Origin of the sequence: Flavobacterium aureirubrum (genome assembly GCF_038739835.1) — a bacterium.
Lineage (GTDB): Bacteria > Bacteroidota > Bacteroidia > Flavobacteriales > Flavobacteriaceae > Flavobacterium > Flavobacterium aureirubrum.
Map to the genome: position 1 here is coordinate 35,719 of NZ_JBCGDO010000016.1, position 16,027 is coordinate 51,745.

A 16,027-nucleotide genomic window follows, 5' to 3' on the forward strand; every position below is an offset into this window, starting at 1 on the left:
AAAAATAAATCAAATAAATAGATTTACGCCTCATTACTACGCGGTTTTAATTCTTTTTTATGACTTGTACAATTCTTTGTTTTTTAAATATTAAATGATAGTATTTTTCAATAATTTAGCCACATGATTAAAGTGTCTGTTATCGGTTCAGGAAATGTGGCGCAACACCTTGTCAAAGCGTTTTCAAAAACGACTGAAATTGAGCTAGTTCAGGTTTTATCCAGAAAAAAAGAAGCGATTGCTCACTTGATTTCAGAAGATAAAATTTGTACAAGTTTTAGTGAACTCAAATTGGTTGATATAGTAATTCTCGCTATCAGTGATAATGCTATTTCAGAGGTTTCAAAAAATATTTTTCTTGAAAATCAATTAGTGGTTCACACATCGGGTTCCATGTCAATGGATGCTATTGACGATAAACACCGAAAAGGCGTTTTTTATCCGCTGCAAACCTTTTCAAAATTGAAAGAAGTTGATTTTAGAGAAGTGCCAATTTGCCTCGAAGCACAAAATGACAACGATTTAAAAATGCTCAATTCAATTGCACAATCGCTTTCGGATACAATTTTTACAATTACTTCAAATCAGCGAAAAGCATTACATGTTGCCGCTGTTTTTGTTGCTAATTTTGTAAACCATTTATACCAAATTGGTTATGAAATCTGCTCACAAAACGAATTGCCTTTTGATATTTTAAAACCGCTTATAGTAGAAACCGCAAATAAAATAAAATCACTTTCACCGATTGATGCGCAAACTGGTCCAGCCAAGCGCAATGACACGCAAACTATCAATGCGCATTTATCATTTTTAACCGATGACAACCAAAAAGAAATCTATAAATTAATCACAAAATCTATAATCGATAATGGAAAAAAGTTATAAAGAACTCATGAATACCATCACCACTTTTATTTTTGATGTGGATGGTGTTTTAACCGATAGTTCCGTTCATGTTACTCCTACTGGCGAATTGCTTCGTATTATGAATATTCGTGATGGTTTTGCCATGAAAGCTGCTATTGAAAGTGGCTATAATATTTGTATCATTTCAGGAGGAAATAATGAAGGTGTTCGCATCAGATTAAACAACTTGGGAATTACAGCTATTCATTTGGCTTCGCCTGATAAAGTAGCAACTTTCAAAGAGTATATCGAATTATATAATATTAAACCTGAAGAAATACTTTATATGGGTGATGATATTCCCGATTTTCATGTGATGCAATTGGTAGGATTACCAACATGTCCTCAAGATGCAAGTCCGGAAATAAAATCCATTTCAAAATACATTTCACACAAAAATGGTGGAAAAGGCGCTGTTCGTGAAGTGATAGAACAAGTGATGAAAGTACAGGGAAAATGGCATATGTATTACAACGGAAAACATGATTGATAGACTCAGCTCGTAGAATATAGATAATGGAAAATAGTTAATAGACAATTGCTTTTTCTACTTAATTATTTTAACAACCAACCGAATTATTGCCTCTAATATAGCTTTGACTGTAAACTGAAACTGAAAACTAAGACTGAACACTCAAAACTGAACACTAATCATGAAATATTTACAACTCATTCGTTACCAAAATCTTCTATTACTTGCCTTTATGCAATTAATTTTTCGTTACGGATTTTTAAAATTTCAAAATATTCCATTAGCCTTAAATCATTTTCAATACGGTTTATTGGTTTTATCAACGGTTTTGATTGCAGCTGCGGGTTATATTATTAATGATATTTTAGATCAAGATACCGATAATGAAAATAAACCACATAAAGTTTTTATAGGCAAAAGTATATCGGAGAACATGGGTTACAATTTGTATTTTGCATTAAATGTAACTGGTGTTGGTGTCGGATTTTATTTATCAAATGTGATACAAAAACCAAGTTTTGCTGGAGCATTCATAATAATCGCAGCCACGCTTTATATGTATGCTACAAGTTTAAAACAAATGCTTTTAATTGGAAATATTATTGTGGCTTTGTTGTTATCATTCAGTGTTTTAATTATCGGATTATTTGATTTGCTTCCAGCAACCTATGAGGGAAATAGGGCCGAAATGGGAATTCTTTTTTCTATGTTAATGGACTACGCTGTTTTTGCATTTATTATCAATTTGATACGTGAAATAGTTAAAGATATGGAAGATATTGATGGCGACTACAATCAAGGAATGAGTACTTTACCTATTGCTATTGGCGTAAAGAAAACGTCAAAAGTACTGCTAGTTTTAGGAATAATTACCACTCTAATTTTGCTATGGTACATCAATAGCTATTTGATGTCAAACCGTCTTTATTTTGCAGTGATTTATAGTTTACTTTTGGTGGTTGCACCACTTATTTTATTTATTATAAAAATTGCAAATGCTTCTACCAAAAAAGAATTTCATTGGCTAAGTACTATTTTAAAGTGGATTATTTTTTTCGGAATTCTGTCAGTACTGGTAATTACTTTAAATATAAAATACAATGGTTAAAGATAAACTAAAAAACTATAAAATTGTTTTAGCATCGGGTTCACCTCGAAGACAGCAATTCTTAAAAGATTTAGATCTTGACTTTGAAATTCGTTTAAAAGAAATTGAAGAAGTGTATCCCGACAATCTTCAAGGCGTTGAAATTACTAATTATTTGGCAGAACTCAAAGCCAAAGCTTTCGATGGGGAAATTTCGGATAATGAAATCTTAATTACCAGCGATACCATTGTGTGGTTGGATAATAAAGCGTTGGGAAAACCAAAAGATTATACTGATGCGTTTTTTATTTTGAAATCATTGTCTAATGCTACACATGAAGTTATTACATCAGTATGTTTTGCCACAAAATGGAAAAAAGAAACCATTTTTGACGTCACCAAAGTAACCTTCAATGCGCTGACAGACGACGAAATACATTACTATTTAGAAAATTATAAACCATTTGATAAAGCTGGTGCATATGGAATTCAAGATTGGATTGGATTAATTGGTATTTCAAAAATTGAAGGTTCCTATACTAATGTTGTTGGATTGCCCACCACACTTGTTTATAACTATTTAATCTCCTTATAATAAAAAATATGAGCTTTTTAGAACAATTTATTAAACAAGAAATTGCTACCGGACTAGTAATAATTGTAGTTGTATTTTTGCGATTAATTGTCACCAAAGCGGTCAAACGGTATTCTAGTTCTTATGCGGGAATTGAAAAAAGAACTAATTTAGTTATTAAGTATATTAACTTACTCATTAGTTTTTTAGCTATTATTTCTTTAATCGTAATTTGGGGTGTTCAAACAAGCGATATTTTTATCACACTTTCTTCTATTGCAACTATTGTTGGTGTTGCCATGTTTGCACAATGGTCAATTTTAAGTAATGTAACGTCGGGAGTAATATTATTTTTTTCTTTTCCGTTCAAAATAGGCGATGTAATTAAAATACATGATAAAGACTTTCCAGTAGAAGGCGAAATTATCGATATTAATGCTTTTCATATTGATTTAGTTAGCCCTAGTGGAGAGCGAATGGTCTACCCAAATAACATGCTGCTTCAAAAAGGCATCTCCATTATCCAACCTAATTCCGAAGGCAAGGGATTTACCGATTAGAAATTTTTAATTTTCTCAATAATCTGAAGTTATTTATCTTTGCTAAAATCAAATTTCAGCTGTCTTAAAATACTATAATTCTTATTTTTATTTTTTTATTATGCATTTAATCGATTATTTTTGCATTTAATTGATTTATAATACGTACATTTGAAAAATGTTTTAATATTGCCGACTTTTTGTTAATCCCAAATCTACAAAATCATGAAAACTCTTAATTTTACATTCGTTTTAGTCTTTTTTTTGCTTATCAATAGTTTGAATGCCCAAGTAAAACCAGTTGACAGTAAAAATGCATCGCCAGAAAATCCTTCAAAAGGAACTTCACGTTATTATTATTTTCCAAATCTTCAAGCTTATTTTGACAACGTAAATATGGTATATTATTTCAAAATAAACAATGAATGGCAAACTGCCGAAGAATTGCCTGTTAATTACGGTGGTTATTCTTTGTACAATAAAGCATATGTCATCATTAAAGATTATGATGGCGAAGACCCACAACAATTTTTAAATGTGCATAAAAAATTATATCCTTATAATGCAAAGGGTAGATTTCCAAATTCAACAGCTTCAAATGATTAAGCTATTTGTCATTTCATTTTGTTAAAAACAGATTAATATCATCTGACCTTTTTATTTAATCTGTATATTTGAAGCTATTGCACTTTAATGTTTAAAATATGCACAAGCTTTATTTTTTCTATGGTTTTTTATTCCTTTTTGTACACAATTTTAGTTCAGCCCAACAACCTGCAAAACCAAGTGCAGTTGAGATATACAATCAAATTCAAAAATTAAATTTTTTAGGTTCAGCCTTGTATATTGCAGCACATCCTGATGATGAAAACACACGATTAATTTCCTATTTATCTAATACTATCCACGCACAAACTGCCTATTTATCGTTAACACGTGGTGATGGTGGACAAAATCTGATTGGCACAGAATTAAGAGAATTGCTAGGAGTAATAAGAACGCAAGAGCTCATCGAAGCCAGAAAAATAGATGGTGGGATTCAGTTTTTCACACGAGCCAATGATTTTGGATATTCTAAAAATCCTGACGAAACATTGCAAATTTGGGATAAAGAACAAGTGTTGAGCGACGTTATTTGGGTCATTCGAAATTTCCAACCCGATGTAATAATCAATCGCTTTGACCATCGTTCACCTGGAACCACTCACGGTCACCATACAGCTTCAGCGATGCTAGGTCTAGAAGCTTTTGATAAGTCAAATGATGCAACTTCGTTTCCAAACCAACTGGCGTTAGCTAAAGTATGGCAACCCAAACGTATTTTTTTCAACACCTCATGGTGGTTTTATGGCAGCAGAGAAAAATTTGATACAGCTGATAAGACCAACTTAATTAACCTCAAAATCGGAACCTATTATCCAACTGTTGGAAAGTCCAATCAAGAAATTGCTGCTTTGAGTAGAAGTCGTCATCAGTCGCAAGGGTTTGGTTCTACAGGAACACGTGGCGAAGAAGATGAATATTTAGAACTACTAAAAGGTGATATGCTCAAAGATAAAACCAATCTTTTTGAAGGAATAGATACTACTTGGAAAAGAGTAAACGGTGGATTTCTAATTGGCAATATGTTAGAAGAAGTGCAAAATAATTTTGATTTTAAAAACCCAGCTGCTTCGCTACCATTACTTGTGAGAGCTTATGACTTAATTCAAAAACTTGACAACGAACATTGGAAACGAATAAAGACGGAAGAGATTAAAAAGATTATCGCAGCTTGCGCCGGATTATATTTGGAAGCTACTTCTGAAAATCAAGAGGCAACACCTGGAAGCACGTTAAAAATTAAACTCGAGGCAATTAATAGAAGTGATGTAAAAATAAATTGGAATTTTACTGCTACTTCACCCAAATCGAACCATACACAATCAGTTATACCTCTAGAAAATAACAAGTCTGTCAATAAATCAATAGAAATAAAACTTCCTTCTGAACTTGAATTCACTAATCCTTATTGGCTAAACGGAAATGCTTCGGAGGGAATGTTTGTGGTAAACAATCAACAAGACATCGGAAAAGCGGATGTCTTAAGAAAAGTAAACGTAATGTTTTTGTTAGAAATAAATGAGGTCGTTATTCCATTTTTTAAAAATGTAGTTTACAAATACAATGACGATGTTAAAGGCGAAGTATATCAACCACTCGATATTGTTCCGGCGGTTACCTCTTCATTAGCTGAAAAAGTATATATTTTTAATTCCGACAAAAGCAAAACTATCACTGTAAAAGTGAAAGCGGGTAAAGACAATATCGTTGGAAATGTTGCCTTAAACCTTCCGTCCAACTGGACTGTTTCTCCTAAAGAAATTCCATTTACCATTACAAAAAAAGGACAAGAGGTCATGGCTATTTTTAATGTTGTTCCTTCAAAAGAAGCTAGCGAAATTAACATTAAAAGTATCGTAACTGTTGACGGTCAACAATATGATAAAGAAAAAATTGACATCAATTACCCTCATATTTATAAACAAATAGTTTTGAAACCTGCTGAAGCCAAAGGTATTCGCTTGAAAATTAAAACCAAAAATGAAAAGATTGCCTACATAATGGGCGCAGGAGATGAAGTGCCAAAGAGTTTAACTCAAATGGGGTATGATGTTACTATTCTTAAACCAGAAAATATTTCTTCGGAAGCATTACAAACTTTTGATGTGGTCATGACTGGAATTAGGGCTTACAATGTGGTCAATGAACTGGCTGTGAAACAAAATATATTGTTGGATTTTGTTAAAAATGGCAAAACCATGATAGTGCAATACAATACTTTAGATGATTTAGTTACAAAAGATATGTCACCTTATCCATTGAAAATTTCACGAGATCGAGTAACCGAAGAAACTGCCGATGTTCGTTTTCTTGCACCTAATCATCCTGTTTTGAATTATCCCAATAAAATCACCAAAGATGACTTTAAAGGTTGGAAACAAGAACAAGGATTATACTATCCTAATGAATGGGATGCCAACTTCACACCTATTCTTTCGGCAAATGATAAAGGCGAAAAACCAAAAGACGGTGCGCTACTAATTGCCAAATACGGTAAAGGAAATTATGTGTATACAGGTTTAAGTTTCTTCAGAGAATTGCCAGAAGGCGTTCCAGGTGCTTTTCGCTTACTTGCTAATATAATCGCCATCGGTCAATAATATGGAAACAAAAAAAAAATTACCTTGGAAAAATAGTTACACTTGGGTTCTGTTAGCCAATGTTGCCTACATTGTAATCTTTTTTATTTTAATGCAACTATTTTTTTAATATGCAGCAACTCGATTGGATTGTTTTATCGGTAACCCTACTATTTATCGTTTTTTATGGCGTACACAAAACCAAAGGCAGTAAAAATGTAGAAGAATATATTCTTGGTAATAAGGAAACACCATGGTGGACAGTTGGGCTATCGGTTATGGCAACACAGGCCAGTGCTATTACTTTTCTTTCCACACCAGGACAAGCCTATCACGACGGAATGGGATTTGTGCAATTTTATTTTGGTTTGCCCATCGCAATGGTTGTTATATCAATGACTTTTATCCCTATTTATCACAAACTGAAAGTTTATACGGCTTATGAATATCTTGAACAAAGGTTCGATTTAAAAACACGTTCGTTTACAGCTATTTTATTTTTAATTCAACGTGGATTAGGCACAGGATTGACCATTTATGCACCATCAATTATTCTTTCTTCAATATTGGGTTGGAATTTAACTTTACTCAATATAATTATTGGGATTTTAGTAATGATCTACACTTTTGTTGGAGGAACAAAGGCAGTTAATGTAACTCAAAAACAACAGATGTTCATTATCATGAGCGGTATGTTTATTACTTTTTTTTTAATACTGCATTTGTTGCCTAATGATATGACGTTTTCCAATGCGCTTCACATTGCTGGTGCCAATGATAAAATGAATATTCTCGACTTTTCATTTGATCCCGAAAATCGTTATACGTTTTGGAGTGGTATCACTGGTGGGTTTTTCTTGATGCTCTCTTATTTTGGCACTGACCAATCGCAAGTTGGTCGTTATTTATCTGGCAAATCAGATAGAGAAAGTCAAATGGGATTAATTATGAATGGCTTTCTAAAAGTACCCATGCAGTTTTTTATATTGCTCACAGGCGTAATGGTATTTGTTTTTTTTCAATTCAATCCTGTGCCACTGCATTTTAATCCTGTAAATAGAGTTGCTATTGAGAAGTCAAAATACGCATCAGATTATGTTTCTTTAGAAAAACAATTGTCGCAATTAACAGAAGAAAAAAAGGAATTCAATTTGCTTTATATTGATCATCTCAATCAAAATTATGACAATCCCATTTTAAGACAAAAGTTGATTTCGCTTTCAGAAAAAGAAAAAGATTTACACGATCAAGCCAAAGTAATTATTACCAAAGTGGATAGTAAAGCAGAAACAAACGATAAAGATTATGTTTTTATCTACTTTATTTTGAATTATTTACCCTCAGGATTAATTGGGTTATTGCTCGCTGTGATACTTTCTGCAGCTATGTCATCTTCGGCTTCGGGCTTAACAGCATTAGCCTCGACCACGGCAATCGATATTTATAAACGAAATGTTAAGGGTGAAAAATCAGAAAAACACTTTGTAAATGCAACAAGATATTTTACGTTACTTTGGGGAGTTATCGCCATACTTTTTGCGTGTATTGGAACTCTTTTCGAAAATTTAATCCAATTAGTAAACATCGTTGGGTCTATCTTTTATGGAACTGTTCTTGGTGTATTTCTAGTCGGTTTTTATGTCAAATTTGTAAAAGCAAACGCCATTTTTTATGGTGCTGTCATTAGCCAAATGACAATTTTTATAATCTACTATTACACTATTCATATCTATCCAAATGGACAAGAAAAACTAGGGTATTTGTGGTTAAATTTTATTGGTGCTTCGCTCACTGTTTTACTATCAATTCTATTTCAAATAGGATATAAAACACAACAAAAAGTAATGACATAAAAAAACCACGGTCGAAAAACCGTGGCTCAATGTAAAAATGAGAGTTTAAATTACTTTTTACTCCATTCTTTAATACTATCGTTATTCATTTTAACGTAGTCTTGATTTTTTGCCTCTTCTGCACCAGCTAAAGATAAATTCGCTGTTGCGATCGCACCTTTTTTGTCACCTAGTTTGGCCTGGATTAACGACTTTAATCGTAAATACCAAAATGGTGCATTTTGTCCTTCTTTTGTCATTCCCACTGCCTTATTTACATATTCTAATGCTTTTTTCATATCACCATTTGATTGATAAAAATATTGTGCCGAAGAGAAGTAATCTCCAGCTGTTGGACCTGCAAGTACTTTAGTGATACTAGCCATTGCATTTTTTTGAGTGGGAACTTCAAACTTTAATGAAACCATTGTTTTCTCCCAAGCGATGTCTAACGTAGCACTATCGTTGGTTAAATTATTGATGGCAATAGTAAAAGTTTCCACATTATTACCTAGTTGTATCGGGTCAACCATTGTACTTAAGGCTACTTTATTCGCATCCCAATTTTCTGGTGTTCCCCAATTATCGGTGTCTGTGTACAAAATAACCTCCCAGATATCTGCTTTTGGTGTAACAAAAATGGCGTACTTTCCTTTTTTAACCGTTGTGCCTTTAATCACCACATCATCACTAAAAGTAATCATTGAATTTTGGTTGGCTCCAGTTCTCCATAGTTTTCCAAACGGAACTAAATCTCCAAAAACTACTCTGCCTTTTGAACTAGGTCTAGAATATTCCACGGTAACATCTGTTAAACCTACCATTTGATTAACGGTCGACTTCGGACTTGGTGCTGGAGTTTTTACTTGCGCAGTAACAACAAGATTGGCAATAACCAGAGCCAACATAAAAATAATTTTTTTCATAATCTGTACATATTTAGTTTTTCCAAAATTACATATACTATCAGTTGCCGAATGTTAATAATAACTTAAATATGATTTTTTGTTTAATCTTTATAGGCTTCTTTTAAACAAATTAACTAATTTTACCAAAAATTCAAACAATGAAGATTTACACTTTACACACTAAACAAAACTTACCCATTACTTTAGATCAAGCGTGGGAGTTGCTTTCTGATCCCAAAAATTTACAAAAAATAACGCCCGAATACATGGGTTTCAAAATCCTTTCTGGTGCAGATAGACCTATGTATCCGGGTCAAATCATTCAATATATCGTAACTCCAGTGTTGAATATCCCAACCAAATGGGTAACCGAAATTACGCACGTTGTAGATAGACACTACTTTGTTGATGAACAACGTTTTGGTCCCTATGCTTTGTGGCATCACAAACATTTCTTAAAGGAAATTCCCGGTGGCGTTGAAATGGAAGATATAGTTGATTACAAAGTACCATTTGGTATTTTGGGTCGATTGGTTCATCCTTTTATTGTGAAACCAAAATTGAAAGAAATTTTTGATTACAGAAGAAAGAAGCTTATCGAGATGTTTGGTGAATTCGATAAATAAAATTTTATTTAAATAAATATAAAGCATCGAGAGATGCTAAACTAAATTAAGCATTAAAATGAAAAATATACTTTTAATAGGTGGTTCTTATGGAATTGGTTTGGCTATTGCCAAAGAACTACAATACGGTAACAATGTTTTTATCGCCTCTAGAACCAATGAAAACATTGCAGACTTGAATGTAACTCACATTCCATTTGATGCACTCCAAGATACACTAGATATCGCACAATTACCCGCAGTTATTCATGGATTAGTGTACTGTCCGGGAAGCATCAACCTTAGACCTTTTCGCGGACTAAAACCAGATGCTTTCGAAAATGATTTACAAATTAACTTCATTAGCATGATTAAAATGATTCAATCAATTTTGCCTAACCTAACTGCTGCTGAGCAATCGAGTATTGTTTTGTTTAGCTCTGTTGCAGCAAGCATGGGAATGCCGTTTCACACGAGTGTAGCCGCAGCAAAAGGCGCTATTGAAGGATTTTCTAAAGCATTGGCTGCTGAGTATGCTCCCAAAATTAGAGTGAATGTAATCGCACCATCATTGACTGATACGCCACTAGCTGATAAATTTTTAAACAGCGACGAGAAAAAGGAAAAATCAGCATTACGTCATCCTTTGAAACGTGTGGGCACTTCCGACGATTTGGCACAAATGGCTAGTTTTCTTTTAAGTGACAAAAGTAGCTGGATATCAGGACAAATCTTCCATGTTGATGGAGGTATGTCAACTTTATTAGTAAATGGGTAAGAAGTTTAAAAGTTTAAAGGTTTAAGAGTTTAAAATTGTTACTATCCACATTTCATAAACTTAAACTACTTTAAACCACCTTAAACCAATTTAAACAAAAATAGTAGATATAATGAATATTTTCTGGTTTCGACGCGATTTACGATTGGACGATAATGTTGGTCTTTTTCACGCTTTAAATAGCGGTATAGAAGTGTTGCCTGTCTTTATTTTTGATGAAGATATTCTTTCCCAATTGCCAGCGGACGATGCTCGTGTAACTTTCATTCATCAGCAGTTAGAAAAAATTCAAAACCAACTGCAAAAGATTGGAAAATCATTAGCCGTTTTTCATGGTAAACCTATTGAGATATTTAAGCAATTAATTACTGAAAATTCTATAAAGACCGTTTATACTAATCATGATTATGAGCCCTATGCACGTAAACGGGATTTAGATTTATACCATTTATTCAAAGACAAAGGCATTGAATTTAAAACGAGTAAAGATCAAGTTATTTTTGAAAAAAGCGAAGTGGTTAAAGATGATGGAACGCCATATGTTGTTTACACGCCCTATTCCAATAAATGGAAAGAAAACTTTAAGAAGATACAAGTAACTTTTTATAAATCAGAAGAATATTTAGATAATATAACACAACATTCGTACCCTTTTTTAAGTTTATCTGACATTGGTTTTGCGCCATCATCTTTCAATGTAACTCCTTTCGATATTTCAAATGCATTGATTGATAATTATGAAGCTACGCGAAATTTTCCTGCTTTAAATAAAACATCTTATCTGGGTATTTATTTGCGCTTTGGTGCTGTTTCTATCCGAAAGATTGTTGCAAAAGCCATCGAAAGTAAAAACGAGACCTTCTTCAAAGAGTTAATCTGGCGTGAGTTCTTTATGCAAATTCTTTGGCATTTTCCGCACACGAACAAAGCTAGTTTTCGTTCTAAATATGATGAAGTAAAGTGGGATAACAATGAAGATTTATTCCAAAAATGGTGTGAAGGTAAAACAGGCTATCCATTTGTAGATGCTGGCATGCGCGAACTCAACACCACAGGACACATGCATAATAGAGTGAGAATGATTACTGCTAGTTTTTTATGCAAACATTTATTGATAGATTGGCGTTGGGGAGAAGCGTATTTTGCTTCCAAATTATTAGACTACGAACAATCGAGTAACGTTGGTAACTGGCAATGGGCTGCTGGAAGTGGCGTAGATGCTGCACCTTATTTCAGAATTTTTAATCCAACAGAACAAATCAAAAAGTTTGATAAAGACTTAAAATACATCAAAAAGTGGATTCCTGAAATAGACACGCAATTTTATCCACAACCTATCGTCGATCATAAAGAGGCTAGAGAGCGTTGCTTGAAGGTATATAAAGAAGCAGTAGGTTAATGTAAGTGATATTTATTGCCAATTTAAATTTTAATTAAGCTATTAAGTCATACATTTACAATTAATTATAAATTTTATATTATGAAATGTAAGACTATTGGAGCATTGCTTTTTTCAGTGCTATTCCTTGTTTCTTGTAAACAAGAAGCAGATAAAACAACCGAAACTGTCGAAACTAAAACTATTGAAAAGGAGACTGTCATTGTAAAGGACACTGTCAAAGAAGCCGATGGAACAAGTGTAAAAGTAAGTAGCGACGGTGTAGACGTTAACAGTAAAGACGTTAAAATTGAAGTAAAAAAATAAACTTTAGTCACTTCAAGTAAAAAAAGCCAGTAAAATTGGCTTTTTTAATTTTTCGTCAAGCGTGGAATTAAAAACGGATATTTTTAATTTTCTCAAAATTCAATTCCTTAAAATGCGAAATAACTTTATCAGCTTTAGAGTAATCCTGCATTTTTGAATGGAAACTATCATACCCAATGCAATAAATTCCAGCTGCTTTAGCCGCTAAAATTCCATTGGTGCTATCTTCAATAACGATACAGCTTTCAACAGGAGTTTGTGCTAAAAAAGCGGCGTGCAGAAAAATAGCCGGATGCGGTTTAGACTGAGGAAAATCTTCTCCAGACACTATATGTGAAAAATAAGGATGCAATCCGAAACGCTTGAAAACTCTATCTATAGTGACCTTAGCTGATGACGAACCCAGAACTAATTGAACTCCGTTTTGATGTAAATCATGAATTAAGTCTTCTACTCCATCTAATAAAAACAAATCTTCTTTATGGTCAAATGCTTCATTAAACAATTGTCTTTTGGTTTCCACTAAAGTAGCTACTTCTTCTTGTAAATCAAATTGTGTTTTTAATTTTTCAAATATATTTTTAGTTGAATTTCCCGTAAACGAAGCATACATTTCTGGTGAAACGTCAATATTGAGCTGTTTAAAATGCTGATTATAGGCATAATGATGGACTGGCTCTGTATCTACAATCACACCATCCATATCGAAAATTACAGTTTGTATCACTTTATGCGTTTTTAGAGGATTGAATTAAAAAATAAAATAACGGAACAAATATCATGGCAAATACAAGAAGTAAAAACCAACGGCCAAAAATATCCGGTTGACCCAAAGCAATTTGAATGGTTTGAAAATCAAGTAAAAAAAATGTTGCTAACACCGTCAATTTCATTATACGAAACAACCGAGTAACTAACAAATATTGCTTTTCTGCATTTTCTTGTGTGATAGTAACTAGATAATTAAAGCGATGAGGAAACTGAATGGCAATAGTTATCCCAACATACATTATAGCACTTACAGCTGGTAAAGAAAAAATAGTCCATTTGTTACCATAACCGTCAGGTTTACCTTCGGCTCCAAAGTGAGTCGGAATGATTTCGGGTAATTCCTTGTAATGATAAATCGTGTAAACCCAAAAAAACAGCAACAAAAGCACACCGATAATTTCCAAAATCTTATCGGTTATTGTTAAGGGGATTTTGATCTTAGGTTGCATTTATTATGAAGAAAGACTTAACTAGTTCTATTTTTTCAATTGTATTAAATACCTAATGACTGTTTCTGCGGCATACAAACCGAAAAGACCTGGCATGTAACTATTGGTACCATAAAACGATCTTTTATAGTTAGTACCATCAGTCATCTTTAAACTGCTTTCATCTTGAATTTCGGTGGAGAAAACGACTTTTAATTTGTCAATTTTCACTTTTTTCAATCGCTTTCTGATGTTTTTAGCCAAATGACAATTAGTGGTATTTTTGATATTGGCCACCTTGACTTTAGAAGCATCCATCTTTCCTCCTGCACCCATACTCGAAATGACCTTCACTCGTTTTCTTTTACAAGCAATTATTAAATTCAGTTTGGGCGTAACACTGTCTATACAATCTAAAACATAGTCATACTTGGAAGTCACCACTTCTAATGCACGTTCAGGAGAGAGAAATTCTTCTAATCGTGTCAAGTTTAATTCGGGATTTATATCCATCAAACGATCGCCTACTACAGTTACTTTTGATAATCCCACGGTAGAATGTAGCGCAGGCAATTGACGGTTAATATTGGTAATATCAACTACATCGCCATCTACTATGGTCATATTTCCCACACCAGCACGCGCCAGGAACTCTGCTGCAAACGAACCAACACCACCCAAACCCACCACGAGAATGTTGGCATTTTTTAAATTATGTAATCCTTCTGATTTGAATAAGAGCTCAGCTCTTTCTTGCCACTTTGCCATATTGAACTAAAAGATATGCAGTAATAATACTATTTTTAAGTCGCAAAAATAGCTAAAAAACATAAGAAATAATGACGAAGATTACTAGCGTTAACTTTTTAAAACAGTTGGCTAAACTAAAATAATTACTCTAATTTGATTACAAAACGGTCGTTCATCCCTTTGTTCTCGGCGAAATTTAGGTTATTGCTTTGTGTATCGCCTACAAGGTATAATTTACCATCATCAGTTGGAGCTACGTCCACACCAAAATCGAAACTGGTTCCACCGAAGGTTTTTATCCAATGTGCCGAGGTATTTGCATTGGCGTCAATTTGCAATAAGAATATATCATTTTGTCCATTGTTAACAATTTCAGCATCCGAACTTCTACTATGTCCAATAATCGCATATTGATTATAACCTACTCTTTTTATACCATTTGCCGACTCAAACTGACTTCCTCCAAATGATTTATCCCATAACAAATCACCATGATGGTTGATGTGGATAACCCAAACATCGGCATTTCCTTTGGGATTAGAAATGTCTCCATCTACACTATTGGATTGACCCACAATTAAATAAGAATTAAACTCTGTTTTCACAATACCAAAAGCTTGGTCGATATCACTACCACCAAAAGTTTTCTTCCAATGTAAATGTCCTTCAAAGTCAATATTTACCACCCAGTAGTCATAGCTTCCTCTGTTGCCTTCGACATCAAAATCGGTACTTTCAGTATAACCTACCATCATTACACCACCATCTTCGTTTTCAACAACATCATTTACGCGGTCATTCATCATACCACCGTAATAACGATACCATTTGAAGTCACCATTAGAGTCCAATCGAATACCAAAAAACTCTCCCACACCATGTAGCACACCTTTACCCATCTGATGTCCTTCACCATTATCGCCTCCTTGACCTGAAAGTCCAGAATAATCTGCAAAACCTGCTACAAAAAAGCCACCATCTCTCATTTGAATGATTTTGTGTGCATGGTCGTGACTGGAAAAACCATATGATTTAGACCATAACTTATCACCATTTTCATTAATTTTCAGAATATAAAAATCGTGCATTCCTTCATTTGATGAAACATCATAATCGGCACTTCCTGAATAACCTGCTATGACGTAATTATTGTCAAAAGTTCTTATAATACTGTAACCATAATCATTATCGGAACCGCCAAAGGTTTTATTCCAAATAACCGCTCCATTTTTATCCATTCTTGTAACCCAAACATCATACAAGTCGTAATTCTTAATGACATCGCCATTATTACTTTGGGTGTAACCCACTACAATTAAACCGCCGTCTGGTGTGGCCACAGCACTTGTAGTTTTATCTTGTAAACTTCCACCCATGGTTTTTGACCAAGCTATGCTGCCTTTAAAAGAATTTTCAGAAGCACCTTCATTTGACTCACAAGAAGAAAATAAAACGGCTACAAGCAAAAAATAAAAATATTTATGCATCTT

The 16,027-nt window shown here is 33.5% G+C and carries 17 protein-coding genes; 12 read left to right on the plus strand and 5 right to left on the minus strand.

Features of this window, described 5'->3' with window-relative positions; translation table 11 throughout:
• Positions 1-123 precede the first annotated feature (123 nt).
• The 8 genes from WFZ85_RS11715 to WFZ85_RS11750 all read left to right on the plus strand — a co-directional run bounded on the left by WFZ85_RS11715 (position 124) and on the right by WFZ85_RS11750 (position 8,613).
• Positions 124-885 (plus strand): Rossmann-like and DUF2520 domain-containing protein, encoded by a 762-nt coding sequence (locus WFZ85_RS11715; protein ID WP_342696483.1) that lies wholly within the window; start codon positions 124-126, stop codon positions 883-885.
• Complete coding sequence (locus tag WFZ85_RS11720) at positions 869-1,396, plus strand: KdsC family phosphatase (protein WP_342696484.1); 528 nt, start codon at positions 869-871, stop codon at positions 1,394-1,396. The genes WFZ85_RS11715 and WFZ85_RS11720 overlap by 17 nt, the downstream gene beginning before the upstream one ends.
• 163 nt (positions 1,397-1,559) lie before the next feature.
• Positions 1,560-2,486 (plus strand): geranylgeranylglycerol-phosphate geranylgeranyltransferase, encoded by a 927-nt coding sequence (locus WFZ85_RS11725; protein WP_342696485.1) that lies wholly within the window; start codon positions 1,560-1,562, stop codon positions 2,484-2,486.
• Positions 2,479-3,060 carry a Maf-like protein gene (locus WFZ85_RS11730; RefSeq protein WP_342696486.1) on the plus strand — a complete coding sequence of 194 codons (582 nt, stop codon included), beginning with the start codon at positions 2,479-2,481 and terminating at the stop codon, positions 3,058-3,060. The genes WFZ85_RS11725 and WFZ85_RS11730 overlap by 8 nt, the downstream gene beginning before the upstream one ends.
• A gap of 8 nt (positions 3,061-3,068) precedes the next feature.
• The gene (locus WFZ85_RS11735; RefSeq protein ID WP_342696487.1) at positions 3,069-3,599 is read left to right on the plus strand and encodes a mechanosensitive ion channel domain-containing protein; all 531 of its coding nucleotides are present in this window, start codon (positions 3,069-3,071) and stop codon (positions 3,597-3,599) included.
• Positions 3,600-3,803: 204 nt separating this feature from the next.
• Positions 3,804-4,184, plus strand: coding sequence for a hypothetical protein (locus WFZ85_RS11740; RefSeq protein ID WP_342696488.1), 381 nt, complete (start codon positions 3,804-3,806; stop codon positions 4,182-4,184).
• A 98-nt stretch (positions 4,185-4,282) separates the two neighbouring features.
• Positions 4,283-6,781: a PIG-L family deacetylase gene (locus WFZ85_RS11745; RefSeq protein ID WP_342696489.1), complete on the plus strand. Its 2,499-nt coding sequence runs from the start codon at positions 4,283-4,285 to the stop codon at positions 6,779-6,781.
• 110 nt (positions 6,782-6,891) lie between these two features.
• Positions 6,892-8,613, plus strand: a complete 1,722-nt coding sequence (locus WFZ85_RS11750) for a sodium:solute symporter family protein (RefSeq protein ID WP_342696490.1) — start codon at positions 6,892-6,894, stop codon at positions 8,611-8,613.
• A 50-nt stretch (positions 8,614-8,663) separates the two neighbouring features.
• Here WFZ85_RS11750 and WFZ85_RS11755 read toward each other — a convergent pair whose 3' ends face one another.
• Complete coding sequence (locus tag WFZ85_RS11755; RefSeq protein WP_342696491.1) at positions 8,664-9,518, minus strand: DUF2911 domain-containing protein; 855 nt, start codon at positions 9,516-9,518, stop codon at positions 8,664-8,666.
• A gap of 140 nt (positions 9,519-9,658) precedes the next feature.
• Here WFZ85_RS11755 and WFZ85_RS11760 point away from each other — a divergent pair, with 140 nt between their 5' ends.
• The 4 genes from WFZ85_RS11760 to WFZ85_RS11775 all read left to right on the plus strand — a co-directional run bounded on the left by WFZ85_RS11760 (position 9,659) and on the right by WFZ85_RS11775 (position 12,588).
• Positions 9,659-10,126 carry an SRPBCC family protein gene (locus WFZ85_RS11760; protein ID WP_342696492.1) on the plus strand — a complete coding sequence of 156 codons (468 nt, stop codon included), beginning with the start codon at positions 9,659-9,661 and terminating at the stop codon, positions 10,124-10,126.
• Between the two features lie 58 nt (positions 10,127-10,184).
• Positions 10,185-10,883 carry an SDR family NAD(P)-dependent oxidoreductase gene (locus tag WFZ85_RS11765; RefSeq protein WP_342696493.1) on the plus strand — a complete coding sequence of 233 codons (699 nt, stop codon included), beginning with the start codon at positions 10,185-10,187 and terminating at the stop codon, positions 10,881-10,883.
• Positions 10,884-10,995: 112 nt separating this feature from the next.
• Positions 10,996-12,282, plus strand: coding sequence for a cryptochrome/photolyase family protein (locus WFZ85_RS11770; protein WP_342696494.1), 1,287 nt, complete (start codon positions 10,996-10,998; stop codon positions 12,280-12,282).
• Positions 12,283-12,363: 81 nt separating this feature from the next.
• Positions 12,364-12,588 (plus strand): hypothetical protein, encoded by a 225-nt coding sequence (locus tag WFZ85_RS11775; RefSeq protein ID WP_342696495.1) that lies wholly within the window; start codon positions 12,364-12,366, stop codon positions 12,586-12,588.
• A gap of 67 nt (positions 12,589-12,655) precedes the next feature.
• Here the strand turns inward: WFZ85_RS11775 and WFZ85_RS11780 are convergent, their stop codons facing one another.
• From WFZ85_RS11780 to WFZ85_RS11795, 4 genes are all read right to left on the minus strand, one after another.
• On the minus strand, positions 12,656-13,315 hold the full coding sequence (locus tag WFZ85_RS11780) for an HAD family hydrolase (protein ID WP_342696496.1): 660 nt from the start codon (positions 13,313-13,315) through the stop codon (positions 12,656-12,658).
• A gap of 1 nt (position 13,316) precedes the next feature.
• Positions 13,317-13,808 carry a DUF1648 domain-containing protein gene (locus WFZ85_RS11785; RefSeq protein WP_342696497.1) on the minus strand — a complete coding sequence of 164 codons (492 nt, stop codon included), beginning with the start codon at positions 13,806-13,808 and terminating at the stop codon, positions 13,317-13,319.
• A gap of 27 nt (positions 13,809-13,835) precedes the next feature.
• Entirely contained in the window at positions 13,836-14,555 is a 720-nt protein-coding gene (locus WFZ85_RS11790) for a tRNA threonylcarbamoyladenosine dehydratase (protein WP_342696498.1), read from the minus strand.
• Between the two features lie 125 nt (positions 14,556-14,680).
• A complete protein-coding gene (locus tag WFZ85_RS11795; RefSeq protein WP_342696499.1) occupies positions 14,681-16,024 on the minus strand; it encodes a hypothetical protein in 1,344 nt (447 codons plus the stop codon).
• Positions 16,025-16,027 lie beyond the last annotated feature (3 nt).

Excerpts from the sequence above, each read along its gene's own strand:
- WFZ85_RS11715 (WP_342696483.1), top strand. The coding sequence starts at position 124 with ATGATTAAAGTGTCTGTTATCGGTTCAGGAAATGTGGCGCAACACCTT.
- WFZ85_RS11720 (WP_342696484.1), top strand. The coding sequence starts at position 869 with ATGGAAAAAAGTTATAAAGAACTCATGAATACCATCACCACTTTTATT.
- WFZ85_RS11725 (WP_342696485.1), top strand. The coding sequence starts at position 1,560 with ATGAAATATTTACAACTCATTCGTTACCAAAATCTTCTATTACTTGCC.
- WFZ85_RS11730 (WP_342696486.1), top strand. The coding sequence starts at position 2,479 with ATGGTTAAAGATAAACTAAAAAACTATAAAATTGTTTTAGCATCGGGT.
- WFZ85_RS11735 (WP_342696487.1), top strand. The coding sequence starts at position 3,069 with ATGAGCTTTTTAGAACAATTTATTAAACAAGAAATTGCTACCGGACTA.
- WFZ85_RS11740 (WP_342696488.1), top strand. The coding sequence starts at position 3,804 with ATGAAAACTCTTAATTTTACATTCGTTTTAGTCTTTTTTTTGCTTATC.
- WFZ85_RS11745 (WP_342696489.1), top strand. The coding sequence starts at position 4,283 with ATGCACAAGCTTTATTTTTTCTATGGTTTTTTATTCCTTTTTGTACAC.
- WFZ85_RS11750 (WP_342696490.1), top strand. The coding sequence starts at position 6,892 with ATGCAGCAACTCGATTGGATTGTTTTATCGGTAACCCTACTATTTATC.
- WFZ85_RS11755 (WP_342696491.1), bottom strand. The coding sequence starts at position 9,518 with ATGAAAAAAATTATTTTTATGTTGGCTCTGGTTATTGCCAATCTTGTT.
- WFZ85_RS11760 (WP_342696492.1), top strand. The coding sequence starts at position 9,659 with ATGAAGATTTACACTTTACACACTAAACAAAACTTACCCATTACTTTA.
- WFZ85_RS11765 (WP_342696493.1), top strand. The coding sequence starts at position 10,185 with ATGAAAAATATACTTTTAATAGGTGGTTCTTATGGAATTGGTTTGGCT.
- WFZ85_RS11770 (WP_342696494.1), top strand. The coding sequence starts at position 10,996 with ATGAATATTTTCTGGTTTCGACGCGATTTACGATTGGACGATAATGTT.
- WFZ85_RS11775 (WP_342696495.1), top strand. The coding sequence starts at position 12,364 with ATGAAATGTAAGACTATTGGAGCATTGCTTTTTTCAGTGCTATTCCTT.
- WFZ85_RS11785 (WP_342696497.1), bottom strand. The coding sequence starts at position 13,808 with ATGCAACCTAAGATCAAAATCCCCTTAACAATAACCGATAAGATTTTG.
- WFZ85_RS11790 (WP_342696498.1), bottom strand. The coding sequence starts at position 14,555 with ATGGCAAAGTGGCAAGAAAGAGCTGAGCTCTTATTCAAATCAGAAGGA.
- WFZ85_RS11795 (WP_342696499.1), bottom strand. The coding sequence starts at position 16,024 with ATGCATAAATATTTTTATTTTTTGCTTGTAGCCGTTTTATTTTCTTCT.